Annotated in this window: 13 protein-coding genes; 3 read left to right on the top strand and 10 right to left on the bottom strand. The window is 72.6% G+C overall.

Annotated elements, in window-relative coordinates; translation table 11 throughout:
- Positions 1–5: 5 nt before the first annotated feature.
- The 5 genes from ACFOX0_RS28095 to ACFOX0_RS28075 form a co-directional block, all read right to left on the bottom strand.
- Positions 6–401, bottom strand: coding sequence for a DMT family transporter (locus ACFOX0_RS28095; RefSeq protein ID WP_377551613.1), 396 nt, complete (start codon positions 399–401; stop codon positions 6–8).
- Between the two features lie 39 nt (positions 402–440).
- Positions 441–761 (bottom strand): DMT family transporter, encoded by a 321-nt coding sequence (locus ACFOX0_RS28090; RefSeq protein WP_377551611.1) that lies wholly within the window; start codon positions 759–761, stop codon positions 441–443.
- A gap of 88 nt (positions 762–849) precedes the next feature.
- Positions 850–1,320 (bottom strand): MarR family winged helix-turn-helix transcriptional regulator, encoded by a 471-nt coding sequence (locus ACFOX0_RS28085; RefSeq protein WP_377551608.1) that lies wholly within the window; start codon positions 1,318–1,320, stop codon positions 850–852.
- Positions 1,321–1,424: 104 nt separating this feature from the next.
- Complete coding sequence (locus tag ACFOX0_RS28080; RefSeq protein WP_377551606.1) at positions 1,425–1,877, bottom strand: MarR family winged helix-turn-helix transcriptional regulator; 453 nt, start codon at positions 1,875–1,877, stop codon at positions 1,425–1,427.
- Positions 1,878–1,907: 30 nt separating this feature from the next.
- A complete protein-coding gene (locus tag ACFOX0_RS28075) occupies positions 1,908–2,528 on the bottom strand; it encodes an NADPH-dependent FMN reductase (protein ID WP_377551604.1) in 621 nt (206 codons plus the stop codon).
- Between the two features lie 439 nt (positions 2,529–2,967).
- Here ACFOX0_RS28075 and ACFOX0_RS28070 point away from each other — a divergent pair, with 439 nt between their 5' ends.
- Positions 2,968–3,942, top strand: coding sequence for a sugar phosphate isomerase/epimerase family protein (locus ACFOX0_RS28070; protein ID WP_377551601.1), 975 nt, complete (start codon positions 2,968–2,970; stop codon positions 3,940–3,942).
- Between the two features lie 57 nt (positions 3,943–3,999).
- Positions 4,000–6,096: a PQQ-dependent sugar dehydrogenase gene (locus tag ACFOX0_RS28065; protein WP_377551599.1), complete on the top strand. Its 2,097-nt coding sequence runs from the start codon at positions 4,000–4,002 to the stop codon at positions 6,094–6,096.
- Positions 6,097–6,212: 116 nt separating this feature from the next.
- Here the strand turns inward: ACFOX0_RS28065 and ACFOX0_RS28060 are convergent, their stop codons facing one another.
- Entirely contained in the window at positions 6,213–6,995 is a 783-nt protein-coding gene (locus tag ACFOX0_RS28060; protein ID WP_377551596.1) for a hypothetical protein, read from the bottom strand.
- Between the two features lie 141 nt (positions 6,996–7,136).
- Between ACFOX0_RS28060 and ACFOX0_RS28055 the strand changes: the two genes are divergently transcribed.
- Positions 7,137–8,438: a hypothetical protein gene (locus tag ACFOX0_RS28055; RefSeq protein WP_377551594.1), complete on the top strand. Its 1,302-nt coding sequence runs from the start codon at positions 7,137–7,139 to the stop codon at positions 8,436–8,438.
- Positions 8,439–8,528: 90 nt separating this feature from the next.
- Here the strand turns inward: ACFOX0_RS28055 and ACFOX0_RS28050 are convergent, their stop codons facing one another.
- The 4 genes from ACFOX0_RS28050 to ACFOX0_RS28035 are packed head-to-tail and all read right to left on the bottom strand — an operon-like array spanning position 8,529 to position 12,170.
- Positions 8,529–9,035, bottom strand: coding sequence for a GNAT family N-acetyltransferase (locus ACFOX0_RS28050; protein ID WP_377551592.1), 507 nt, complete (start codon positions 9,033–9,035; stop codon positions 8,529–8,531).
- The gene (locus ACFOX0_RS28045) at positions 9,032–10,000 is read right to left on the bottom strand and encodes an ABC transporter ATP-binding protein (RefSeq protein ID WP_377551589.1); all 969 of its coding nucleotides are present in this window, start codon (positions 9,998–10,000) and stop codon (positions 9,032–9,034) included. The genes ACFOX0_RS28050 and ACFOX0_RS28045 overlap by 4 nt, the downstream gene beginning before the upstream one ends.
- Positions 10,000–11,007, bottom strand: coding sequence for an ABC transporter ATP-binding protein (locus ACFOX0_RS28040; protein WP_377551587.1), 1,008 nt, complete (start codon positions 11,005–11,007; stop codon positions 10,000–10,002). The genes ACFOX0_RS28045 and ACFOX0_RS28040 overlap by 1 nt, the downstream gene beginning before the upstream one ends.
- On the bottom strand, positions 11,004–12,170 hold the full coding sequence (locus tag ACFOX0_RS28035) for an anhydro-N-acetylmuramic acid kinase (RefSeq protein ID WP_377551584.1): 1,167 nt from the start codon (positions 12,168–12,170) through the stop codon (positions 11,004–11,006). The genes ACFOX0_RS28040 and ACFOX0_RS28035 overlap by 4 nt, the downstream gene beginning before the upstream one ends.
- Positions 12,171–12,179 lie beyond the last annotated feature (9 nt).

Here is a 12,179-nt window from a genome sequence, read left to right as displayed (position 1 = left end):
GGCCGCTAGCGGCCGCTCGTCCCGGTCCGGGCCCGGTCGAGCTTCGGACTGTCGGCGAGCTTGAGCCAGACGACGCCGCCGATGATCACGGCCAGCCAGAAGGCCCGGGCCGGAGTCAGCACCTCGTCGAAGAAGACCGGCCCGAGCAGCGCCGCACCGACCGCGCCGATGCCGGCCCAGACGGCGTAGCCGATGCCGACGTCGATGCCCTTGAGGGCGACGCTGAGGGCGAACAGCGTGAGCAGGAAGAAGACGACGGCGGCGACGGACCATCCCGGTCGGGTGAAGCCCTCACTGCCGCCGACGCTGAGCGCGTAGCCGACCTCGAACGCTCCGGCCAGCAGCAGCACCAGCCAGGGCCCGGTCTTCCGCCCGGTGTTCGCGGTGTTCGTGGTGGTCATGTCATCGGGTCCTTTCGCGGGTGGTCCACGGACGGGGGGTCACGCGGCGCCGCTGAGCTGGAGGCCGACGACCCCGCCGATGACGACGGCGATGCCCAGGGCCTTCCGCCAGGTCAGGCGCTGGGACAGGAAGAGGCCACCGACTCCGGCGATGCCGAGGCCGGCGACGCTGCTCCAGATCGCGTAGCCGACGCCGACGTCGAAGGTGAGCAGGGCGAGGCTGAGGAAGAAAGTGCCGATCGCGCCGTTGGCGAGGGTGGCGATCGTCCACCACAACGCGGTGAAGCCGTTCGCCTTGCTCGCGGAGATGCCGACGGCGACCTCGAAGACGACGGCGACGGCCAGGTAGAGCCAGTTCATGCTGAGGTGTTCCTCTCGTGGACGGGTTTAACTGTATGTACATGCAGTCATTGGGTCAGGGGGTGCCCGGGCCGAGCCGAGCGACGGCTCAGGGGGTGAGCAGGTCCTCGATCTCCCGCAGGGCGCTACCGAGTTGACTCACGTCCAGTTGCCGGAAGTGCGTGGACGCCTCCCCCAGCAACGCGCGGATCCGCCCCTCGTAGGGCTGTCGCACCTCACGGACCAGCGCCTGGCCCTGCTCGGTGATGACCGCGTAGACGCCGCGGCGATCGTCCGGGCAGAGATCCCGGCGCGCGAACCCCTTCGCCTCCAGCCGGCTCACCAGCCGCGTCGCCGAACTCTGGTTCAACCCGACCCGCTGCGCCAGGTCGTTGACCCGCAACTCCTTGTCCGGCGCCTGAGCCAGGAAGACCAGGGCCCGGAACTCGGTGAGCCCGACCCGGTAGCTGTCCGCGAGCCAGCCGTCCAGGCTGGCGTCGACCGCGGAGGCGAACGCGGCGACCTTCGACCATGCCGCGCTGACGCCGCCATCGCCGGGTCCAGATGACTGCATGTGCATGCAGTTACCGTAGCAGAGAGGGCGGGACGGCGCGGATCTGAACGCCGACCCGGTGAATCCGAACGACGAACAGGTCGAGCCCTGACCCGGAGTCCACCGCACGGTCACTGCGGGGACGGGTCGCCGCCCAGATTGCCGACGATGCGCCGCAGGACCGCGATGCAGTCGTCGTACTGCTCGTCCGTCACCCCGGCGATCACGCGGCGATGGGTCGCGCCGCTGCTCTCGCGGGCCCGCCGGAGCCCCTGCTCCCCCGCCGGGGTGAGCCGCAGCCGTTGCGTCGACGCGGCGCGGGTGAGCCAGCCCCGGTCGATCAGATCGCCCAGTTCCCGGTCCAGGTCCAGGTGCTGCTCGTTCGCGTTGAACGGCGCGAGCCGGTCCAGCAACGCGGCCGGTGTCCAGTCACCGTTCGCGACATGATTGAGCATCCACCACTGCGGTTGGGTCACGCCGGCGGCGGCCAGGTTCGCCCGGATGGCGGCCGCGATGTGACGGTAGGCCTCCCCGGTCCAGTATCCGATGGGCTGCCGGGTGACCTCGGTGCGCGGTTGGGACATCAGTCTCTCCAGGATTGTGGCGTGCGGTGGTCACGCGGGCTGGGCGCGGCGGGCGGTCCGGAGCGCCGTCGCCCACCAGGCGAGTTGGGTCAGCAGCTGGTCGAGGGCCGCCCGGGCGGCCTCGTGCTGGTGCGGATTGCCGTCCGGCCCGAACGCGGACCGGGCGCCGTGGAAGCTGACGGTGTCCCGAACGGGTACGGCCAAGAGCTCGATGAAGACCAGCCGGAGCTGTTCGACGGCGCGGAGGCCGCCGGCCAGACCGCCGTACGAGACGAAGCCCACGGGCTTGCGGGCCCACTCGGTGGTGAAGCGGTCGATCACCGTCTTGAGCTCGCCAGGAAAGCTGTGGTTGTACTCCGGGACGACGAACAGGAAGGCGTCGGCCGCCGCGAGCCGGCCTCCGAGCGCCGCCACCGCCTCCCGGTCGACGGCCTGGTGATCGTCGATGTCGACGAGGTCGATGTCGACCTGACGGTGCCGCCGGGCCTGTTCGGTCACCCAGGACGCGACGACCGGGCCGAACCGGCCGGGGCGAGCGCTCCCGAGGACCACGGCCAGTCTGGACACCGCCGTGCCGGTATCGCCGGTGGGGACCCGGTGGCGGTCGTCGACGCTGCTCCCGGACGGATCGACGGACAGGTCTGGTATCACGAACGCTCCTTACTGCAAGGGGTGAGGCCGCCAGTAAACTTCCTCAAGTCCACTTGAGGTCAACGGCACGGATCAGGCAGGCACTGGGCCACGCGTGTAGCCCGACCGCCTCCCGGACACGCCGGTCCGCCCACTACCGACCGTGGCTTTTGCTGGAACATGCAAAACTTTTGTTCGTGTGACGAAGCCTTTTCATCTCTTCGACGGTCCGGTAACGTGACGTCGCAATATAGGCGTGTCGATAGATGAATCCCCCTGCCCATCGAGCCGTAACGTCCCCCGGTCCCCCACCGGGTCCGTCCGCTCACGCCCGTACCCCTGGGTCAACCGTCCCGGCCAACGGCCGGGAGGGTCGATCCACCGTGCCCACCGACGGCGTCCCGACCCTCCCACCTTCCGGCGGCGCCGCGGACCGTTTCCACCCGAGGAGGCGTCCATCATGGATCCACGCCAGGCCGACACCCCATCCCCCGCCGGACCCGACCGCCCGTCGGTCGGCCGCCGCGACGTGCTGCGTGCGGCCACGGTCGGTGCCGCCGCCATCGGCGTCGGCGGCGCCCTGACCAGCCCGGTGTCCGCGGCGCCGGCCGGTACGGCGCAGTCCGGAGGCAACCCGCACCGGGTGCCGGCCGACCGGATCAGCATCCAGCTCTACACGCTGCGCGACCAGCTCGCCGCCGACCTGCCGGGCACCCTCGCGGCCCTGCGGAAGATCGGTTACACCCGGGTCGAGCACGCCGGCTTCGTCGGGCGGACGGCCGCCCAGTTCAAGGCCGCGCTGGACGCCGCGGGCATCCGGGCCACCTCCGGGCACGTCGGCATCCCGCAGCCGTTCGACGCGAGTGCCTGGCAGCGGGCCCTGGACGACGCGCACGTGATCGGCAACCGTTACCTCGTGCACCCGTACTTCGGTACGGACTCCAGCGGCAAGCCGATCCGGGACGCCGAGGTGTACAAGCGGTTCGCCGACGACCTGAACAAGGCCGGCGAACTGGCCCGCCGGGCCGGGCTGCGGTTCGGCTACCACAACCACAACCTGGAGTTCTTCCCCCAGACCGGCGTCCGGCGGGCCGGCTACGACATCCTGACCAGCCGGACCGACCCGCGTCTGGTGCACCTGGAGGTGGACCTGTTCTGGGCCTGGCGCGGGGCGAGCGACCCGGTGGACCTGATCCGCGAGCACCCGGGTCGGATCCAGCAGTTCCACGTCAAGGACCTGAACAGCGCCGGCAGCTTCGAGGACCCCGGCCAGGGCCTGATCGACTTCGGTCGGATCTTCGAGCACGTCCGACAGGCCGGCCTCGACGAGTACATCGTCGAGCGCGACGACGCCGGCACCCCGCCGCGCAACCCGGCGGACGCCCTGAACACCGCCCGAGTCGGTTACGAGTTCCTCCGCTCGATCCGGTTCTGACCCCCTCCCCCGCCCCCTGGGCGAGATCCGTTCCCCCTCGGCGAAAGAGGTACCCGCATGAGAAGGGCCGCGTCACTGGCCGCCCTGGTCCTGCTCGCCGGCGGTCTGACCGCACCGACCACGTCGGCCGCCGCCGCACCGCCGGACCAGACCCCACCACCGGACAGCAGCTTCCAGAAGGTCACCCTCAACGACTACCCCGGCGAGCCGATCGCCCTGGCCGTCCTGCCCGACCTGCGGGTGCTGCACACCGCCCGCAACGGCGACGTCCGGATCAACGACCCGCGCACCGGGTTGAACACCATCGCCGCGAAGGTCCCGGTCTACCAGCACGACGAAGAGGGCCTGCAGGGCGTGGCGATCGATCCGGACTTCGCCCGCAACCACTGGGTCTACCTGTACTACTCGCCGCGGTTGAACACCCCGGTCGACGATCCCGCGACGCCGGGCGTCAACGAGGGCGACGCGCCGGAGACCGGTACGCCGGCCGACTTCGCGCCGTTCAAGGGATACCTGCAGCTGTCCCGGTTCAAGCTGAAGGGCAACACGCTCGACCTCGGCACCGAGGAGAAGATCATCCAGGTCGGCACCGACCGGGGCATCTGCTGCCACGTCGGCGGCAAGATCGACTTTGACGGCAAGGGCAACCTGTTCCTGTCCACCGGGGACGACACCAACCCGTTCGCCTCGGACGGGTACGTGCCGATCGACGAACGGCCGGACCGCAACCCGGCCTTCGACGCGCAGCGCAGCGCGGCCAACACCAACGACCTGCGCGGCAAGCTGCTGCGGATCCGGCCGAAGGCGGGCGGCGGCTACACCGTCCCGAAGGGCAACCTGTTCAAGCCCGGCACGGCGAAGACCCGGCCGGAGATCTACGCGATGGGGCTGCGCAACCCGTTCCGGTTCGCCGTCAACCGCACGACCGGCGAGGTCTACCTGGGCGACTACTCGCCGGACGCCAACAAGGCCGACCCGAACCGGGGTCCGGCCGGCCAGGGCCGGTGGATGCGCATCGACAAACCGGCCAACTACGGCTGGCCGTACTGCGTCACGCCCACCCTGCCGTACGTCGACTACGACTTCGCCACCAAGCAGTCCGGCGCGCCGTTCGACTGCAAGCGCCCGGTGAACGACTCGCCGCACAACACCGGCCTGACGAAGCTGCCGCCGGTGGAGCAGCCCGAGGTGTTCTACGGGTACGGCGCGTCGCCGCAGTTCCCCGGCCTGGGCACCGGCGGCATCGGCCCGATGGGTGGCCCGGCGTACGACTACGACAAGCACAGCCGCTCGCGGGTCAGGTGGCCGGCCTACTACGACGGCAAGCCGCTGTTCTACGAGTGGACCCGGGACTACGTCAAGGAGTTCGTGCTGGACCGGCGCGGCCAGGTCACGGACATCCGGCCGGTCGTACCGTCCGTCGTGGTGGACAACCCGATGGACATGGCGTTCGGTCCGGACGGCGCGCTGTACGTGCTGGAGTACGGCGACGGCTACTTCGCCGAGAACCCCGAGGCGCAACTGGCCCGGATCGACTTCGTTCGCGGCAACCGGACCCCGATCCCGAAGATCAGCGCAGACCCGATCGCCGGCCAGGCCCCGCTGACCGTGCACTTCTCCAGCGCCGGGACGACCGACCCGGACGGTGACGCGCTGGCCTACGCGTGGGACTTCGACGCCGACGGAACGGTCGACTCGACCGAGCCGAACCCGACGTACACGTACGCCAGCAACGGCCTGTACCAGCCGACGGTGAAGGTCACCGACAGCACCGGCCGGTCGGCGGCGGCGACGCTGCCGTTCCTGGTCGGGCCGCGGGCGCCGATCGTGGAGTTCGTGCAGCCGGTGACGGGCCAGCCGTTCGAGTTCGGCCAGACGGTGCAGTTCGAGGTCAAGGTCACCGACGACCTGCCGGTCGACTGCTCGAAGGTGAAGGTGACCTACATCCTCGGACACGACCAGCACGGGCACCCGCTCTCCTCGACGTTCGGCTGCACCGGGTCGTTCACCACGTTCGTCGACCCGGGTCACGGTGGGGCGAACAACCTGAGCGCGGTCTTCGACGCGGAGTACACCGACGCGCCGACCGAGCCGGGCGTACCGCCGCAGACCGGGCGGGCCGAGGTGGTGCTGCGGCCGGGCGGCGGCGGCTGACCGGCGATCGGTGATCGGTGATCGCGCCGGTGGCCGGAACCCCGGGGACGGGGCTCCGGCCACCGAACGGCGCGAGCCCGTCTTCGTCCCCGTCCGGCGAGGGACCGCAAGGTGGCTCAGTCGGCCGGCGTCAGCCGCCAGTAGCCGTACGGGTTGAAGTAGAGGTCGTCCTCCGGGTACCGCCGGCAGGGCCGGTGGTTCAGCACCCAGCGCGGCGCGTCCGCGCTGGTTCGGAAGCCCTCGCCGTCGCGCATCTGGCTCGCCCGGGACTCGGTCGCCAGGTAGACCGCCATGCCGTCCAGGGCGGCCACCCGCTCGGCGTCGGGGCGTCCGTCGGCGACCTCGACGTCGGGCAGGCCGAGCAGGTGCAGGCCGCAGCTGTAGATCACGTCGTCGTCGGTGATCGGCCGTTGCACCCAGGCGTCCAGCAGGGCCGTCGCCAGCTCGTGACCGGCGGGCAGCGTGGCGGGGCCCTCGGGCGTGCCGCGGGCCGCGTCGTCGGCCAGCGTGAGCCACCCGGCCCGGCCGTGTCCGACGCCGCTGCTCTCGCTCTTGACCGCGGTCGCCCCGGCCCGCAGCAGGGCGGCCGTGACCACCAGCATCCGCCGCGAGACGTCCAACGAGGTCTCCCGCGTCATCGGCGGCGACATCAGGTACGCGACGGTGTCGTGTCCGGCGACGGCGGCGCGGTCGGCGTCGCTCCAGCCGGTGGTGGCGGTGGCCGCCTCGAACGCACGCGGCATCCGTGGGTCGGCCGCCCGCTGGGAGTAGTCCCGGTCGAGCAGGACGGCCGAGCCGCCGGCGTCCCGGGTCACCCGCTCGACGAGGTCGAGGTCGAGATCCGAGCCGAGGACACAGAGGACGTGCCGGGGTGGCAGCGCGGAGGATTGATCATGCACGGCGGGAAGCCTACCGGCGAATACCGACAACGCCTCGCCCCGAGGCGGTGGCCGGGGACGTTCCGGCACCTCGTCGTTGTCCGACTGCTGACAGTGTCGTGGATCGGCCGGCTGGACAATCCTCGCGAGGAGGACATGCCGATGAGTTTCCCCGACACCCCGGCCGTCGACCCGGCGGCGCGACCCTGGCCGGAGCAGTGGGCGATCCAGGTCGCGGTGGAGGCGGACCGGATCGAGGGCCGGCTGCGCATCGCGGTGGCGGCCGACCGGCCGGACGCCGACCGGCGGGCCAGCCGGGAGGCGGTCGAACGGCACCTCGCCGCCGCCCGGGCCGCCTGCCTACGGCCGCCCCGGCGCTGGTGGCGGGGGCTGCGGGACCGCTGGCGGGGCACCTCCGTGGAGCAGGCGTACCGCAACGCGCACAGCGCGAAGGTCTTCCTGGTCGACCTGCTGCCGCCGAACGAGTTGCAGATGCTCGCCCCGGAGGTGGGCAGTCGGTTGGCGTCCGTGCTGGACCGCGCCGACCCGCGGCGGGTGGAGGCCGAGCGGCTGCTGACCGGCGACACCGACGGCCGGGTACGCCGGGCCGCGCTGAAGCAGGCGATGGAGACCTCGTACGACGCGGCCGACGAGAAGTACACCCGGCTGCGTGACTTCCGGAACATCATCCTGCTGACCGCCGCGCTGATCACCGTCTTCCTCGGGCTGCTGACGCTCGCCGTGGCGCGCACCCCGGACGCGGTGCCGCTGTGCTTCGAGCGACCGGCGACCGCGAGCACCGCATCGTCGGTGCCGGGCAGCGCCTGCCCGAGCGGACTGCGGCAGAGCCCGTCGCCCGGGGACATGCCGATCGTGGCCGGCCTGGGCGCGATCGGCGGCCTGCTGGCCGGGCTGATCTCGATTCGGACGCTGCGCGGCTCGTCGGTGCCGTACAGCATCCCGGTCGCGCTGGCCCTGCTGAAGGTGCCGGCCGGCATGCTCACCGCCGTGGCCGGCATCCTGCTGTTCGGCGGCGGCTTCGTCCCCGGCCTGTCCAATCTGGACTCGCAGCGGCAGATCCTCGCCTACGCCCTGGTGTTCGGCTACGCGCAGCAGCTCATCACCCGGCTGGTGGACGACCGGGCACAGAGCATCCTCAACAAGATCCCGAGCAAGAGCCCGGAAGCCCCGGCGGTCGAGCCGAACCCGCCGGTGCCGGCGCCGGCGACCGACCCACCGTCGGCGCCCGCCGCGCCGGCGGCCCGGCGGGCGCCGGCCACGCCGATCAACCAACGGGTCACCGGTCCGCCCCGGCCCACCGAACAGACGCCGCCAGGCGGTTTCCGATCGTCCGACGCGGGCGCCGCCGTGGGACAGCCGCCACCGGACCAGCCGACGCCACCAGCCGACTTCCGGCCCCCCGAGCAGGGGCCGACGGCGACCGACCGCGCCACCACCGACTGACCGGCCGCCGCCCGCTCCCCCTTGCCGCACGGGTGAGGAAGGGCCCCCGGCCACCTCGAAAAGTGAAAGGCGGAAGCCCTTCCTCTCCGCTCAGAGGGGGCGGCGCAGGCGGAGTTCGGGTTCGGCGTATTCCGGTTCGATCCGGGTGGTGCCGTCGGGGGTGAAACCGTGCCGGGCGTAGAAGGCGCGGGCCGACGCGTTCGCCGCGAACACCCACAGGGTCGCCGCGTCGTGCCCGGCGGCACGCAGCCGGTCAACAGCCGCGCCGAGCAGCCGGCCGCCCAGGCCCAGGCCCTGCCCGTCCGGGTGCACGTAGAGGCTGAACACGTGCCCGGCGTCCGGGTCGTCGGGGTCCGGGCCGAACCGGACGACACCCCGTACCCCGGCGTCGCCGGGCAGGTCGGCGACCAGGGTGCCGTCCGGGTGGCCGGTCAGGACCCGCCGCCACAGGGCACGCGCGCCGGCCTCGTCGTAACGGGCCAGGGCCGCGGGCGACAGCAGGTCGGCGTACGAGACGTGCCAGCAGGCCAGGAAGACCCGGCCGACCACGTCGGCGTCGGCCGGCGTACCCGGTCGCAGGGTGATCCGGCCGGTCACGCCGCGGACGGTTCGGTGGCCCGGCGGGCGGCCACGTGGCAGGCGACCTCGTGGGCCGGCCGCAGTGGCAGCAGGGCCGGGTCCAGCCGCCGGCACTCGTCCTCGGCGAGGGAACAGCGCGGGTGGAACGGGCAGCCCGACGGCGGCGCGGCCGGATTGGGCACCTCCCCCGTCACCGACGCCTCGATCGGCTGCGACCGGGTCGGGTCCGGTGCCGGCACCGCCTGGCACAGCGCCGCCGTGTACGGGTGCTCGGGCCGGTCCAGCACCGACTTCCAGCCGCCGATCTCGACCACCCGGCCCAGGTACATCACCGCCACCCGGTCGCTGATGTGTCGGACCATGGCCACGTCGTGGCTGATGAAGACGTAGCTCAGGCCCAGGTCGCGGCGCAGGTTCACGAGCAGGTTCATGATCTCGGCGCGGACCGAGACGTCCAGCGCGGAGACCGGCTCATCGAGCAGCAGGACCTTCGGTTCGACGGCCAGGGCCCGGGCGATACCCACCCGCTGCCGCTGCCCGCCGGACAGCTCGTGCGGGTAGCGGGCGGCGAACCCGCCGCTCAGGCCGACCATCTCCAGCAGTTCGCCGACCCGGCGTTCCCGACCGCCGTCGGCCAGCCCGTGCACGGCGAGCACCTCGGACAGGGTCTGCCCGACCCGCAATCGGGGGTTCAGCGACGAGTACGGATCCTGGAAGATCATCTGAATCCGGCGGCGCTGTCGGCGCAACTCCGCCCCCCGGGCGGCGGTCAGGTCCACGCCGTCCAGTTCGACCCGCCCGGACGTCGGGTCCTCCAACCGGACCAGCAGCTTCGCCAGCGTCGACTTGCCGCAGCCGGACTCCCCGACGACGCCCAGGATCTCGCCGTCGCCGAGGGTCAGTGACACGCCGGACAGGGCGTGCACCACCCCCTCGCCGCTCCGCACCGGGTACTGCTTGACCAGATCGGTCGCGGTCAGCATCAGGACCTCCCGTCCCGCGTCGACGCCGGCCGCCCCGGCGTGACCCACTTCTCCGGCGGTACCCAGCAGGCGGCCCGGCCGGCGAGCCGCTCGGTCAGCGGCGGCCGGGTCGTGCAGGCGGCCACCGCCTGGCCGCAGCGTGGCCGGAAGGCACAGCCCTCGACCGGTTCGGTCGCCACCGGCGGCCGGCCGGGGATCTGGGCCAGCGGCGGCCGGTCGTCGTCGGTGGGGTCGGGCAGCGCCGCGAGCAGCGCCGCCGGGTACGGATGCTGCGGCGCGGCGAACAACTGTCGCACCGGGGCGTCCTCGACCACGTTGCCCGCGTACATCACCACCACCCGGTCCACCAGCCGGGCCACCACGCCGAGATCGTGGGTGACCCAGATGGTGGTCATGCCCAGCTCCCGGCGCAGCTCGTCGACCAGCGCCAGGATCTGCTGCTGGATGGTCACGTCCAGCGCGGTAGTGGGCTCGTCGGCGATCAGCAGCCGGGGCCGCATCGCCAACGCGCAGGCGATCATCACCCGCTGGCGCATGCCGCCGGAGAACTCGTGCGGGTACGCCCGCGCCGTGCGACCCGGGTCGGGGATGCCCACCCGGGCCAGCAGGTCCAGCATCCGGGCCCGGGCCTGCGCCGCCGGCACGCCGTGCGCGGTCATCGCCTCGACCACCTGGTCGCCGATGCGCATCAACGGGTTCAGCGAAGTCATCGGATCCTGGTAGATCATCGCGACGTCGTTGCCGCGGATGGCCCGCAGTTCCCGCTCGGACAGGTCGGTCAGGGTCCGCTCGCCGAGGCGGACCGACCCGCCGGTGACCCGCAGCGGGTCCGCGAGCAGCCCCATCACGGCCAGCATGGTCAGCGACTTGCCGGAACCGCTCTCGCCGACCACGGCGACGGTCTGGCCGGCCTCGACGGTCAGGTCGACGCCGTGCACGATCTCCCGGTCGGTGCGGCCGGCGCGGGCCGACACCCGCAGGTCGGCGAGTTCCAGCAGGGCGGTCATCGGGCGGCTCCGGCGGTGGTCAGGCGCAGGGTGGTCGGGGCGACGGCGAGCGGCTCGGGCAGCCGCAGCGGACCGGCGCCGGGCACGATCGCGCCGAGCGTCCGGGCGCCGGTGGCGCCGGTGCAGGACGGCACGGTGGCCGGCAGGCCGTACGCGGTGTGCCAGCCGATCAGCGCGAACGCCACCGCCTCCTTGGTGTCGGTGTCCACGCCGAACTCGTCGGTGGTGGTCAGCCGCACCCCGTCGAGCCGGTCGGCCAGCATCGCCATCAGGGTGGGGTTGGCGCAGCCGCCGCCGGCGGCGACCACGGTGTCCACCTCGTACCGGCGAACCTCGGCGGCGACCGTCTCGGCGGTCAGCGCGGTGAGGGTGGCGGCCAGGTCGGCGTCGGACAGCTCCGCCCGGCCGGCCAGCATCCGTTGCAGGTAGCCGGCGTGGAACAGTTCCTTGCCGGTCGACTTCGGCGCCGGCAGCCGGTAGTACGGCTCGGCGAGCAGTTCCAGCAGCAGCGCCGGGTCGACCCGACCGGCGGCGGCGAGCCGCCCGTCGGCGTCGTACCGGTCCCGGCCGCCGGTGGCGCGTACCACCGCGGCGTCGATCAGCGCGTTGGCGGGACCGCTGTCGTAGGCCAGCGGGGCGTCCGAGCCCGGCGGCCGCAGCACCGTCAGGTTGGCGATGCCGCCCAGGTTCAGGCCCGCCGGCCGACCGGGCAGGCCGGCCAGCAGCATCACGTCCATCAGGGAGACCAACGGGGCGCCCTGACCGCCGGCCACCACGTCCCGGGCCCGCACGTCGGCCACCACCGGTACGCCGGTGCGTTCGGCGATCCATGCCGGCTGGCCGATCTGCAGGGTGCCCAGCACCCGGCCCTCGTCCACCCAGTGGTAGACGGTCTGGCCGTGCGAGCAGATCAGGTCCACCCCGCCGGCCGCCTCCGCGGCGGCGGCGACCTCGGCGAACGCCTGCCCGATCAGGGTGTCCAGTTCGCACGCCTCGGCGAAGGTCAGCGCGGCCGGGGGCAGCGCCCGCATCAGCCGGCCGCGCAGCGCCTCCGGGTACGGCGTGCTGCCGGTGCCGCCGACCTCGCCGTGCAGCACCCCGTCGCGGACGGTGAAGTCGACCACCGCGTGGTCGATCCCGTCGTGCGAGGTGCCGGAGATCATGCCGAGGAC

It is taken from the genome of Micromonospora zhanjiangensis (assembly GCF_042650605.1).
In the GTDB taxonomy this organism is placed as follows: domain Bacteria; phylum Actinomycetota; class Actinomycetes; order Mycobacteriales; family Micromonosporaceae; genus Micromonospora_J; species Micromonospora_J zhanjiangensis.
Note: the sequence above shows the minus strand (reverse complement) of the source record. Positions and strands in the feature narration are given on the sequence as shown.

What these genes read in the sequence shown, in the direction of transcription:
- ACFOX0_RS28095 (WP_377551613.1), bottom strand. Translation starts at nt 401, where the DNA reads ATGACCACCACGAACACCGCGAACACCGGGCGGAAGACCGGGCCCTGG.
- ACFOX0_RS28090 (WP_377551611.1), bottom strand. Translation starts at nt 761, where the DNA reads ATGAACTGGCTCTACCTGGCCGTCGCCGTCGTCTTCGAGGTCGCCGTC.
- ACFOX0_RS28085 (WP_377551608.1), bottom strand. Translation starts at nt 1,320, where the DNA reads ATGCACATGCAGTCATCTGGACCCGGCGATGGCGGCGTCAGCGCGGCA.
- ACFOX0_RS28080 (WP_377551606.1), bottom strand. Translation starts at nt 1,877, where the DNA reads ATGTCCCAACCGCGCACCGAGGTCACCCGGCAGCCCATCGGATACTGG.
- ACFOX0_RS28070 (WP_377551601.1), top strand. Translation starts at nt 2,968, where the DNA reads ATGGATCCACGCCAGGCCGACACCCCATCCCCCGCCGGACCCGACCGC.
- ACFOX0_RS28065 (WP_377551599.1), top strand. Translation starts at nt 4,000, where the DNA reads ATGAGAAGGGCCGCGTCACTGGCCGCCCTGGTCCTGCTCGCCGGCGGT.
- ACFOX0_RS28055 (WP_377551594.1), top strand. Translation starts at nt 7,137, where the DNA reads ATGAGTTTCCCCGACACCCCGGCCGTCGACCCGGCGGCGCGACCCTGG.
- ACFOX0_RS28045 (WP_377551589.1), bottom strand. Translation starts at nt 10,000, where the DNA reads ATGCTGACCGCGACCGATCTGGTCAAGCAGTACCCGGTGCGGAGCGGC.
- ACFOX0_RS28040 (WP_377551587.1), bottom strand. Translation starts at nt 11,007, where the DNA reads ATGACCGCCCTGCTGGAACTCGCCGACCTGCGGGTGTCGGCCCGCGCC.
- ACFOX0_RS28035 (WP_377551584.1), bottom strand. Translation starts at nt 12,170, where the DNA reads ATGATCTCCGGCACCTCGCACGACGGGATCGACCACGCGGTGGTCGAC.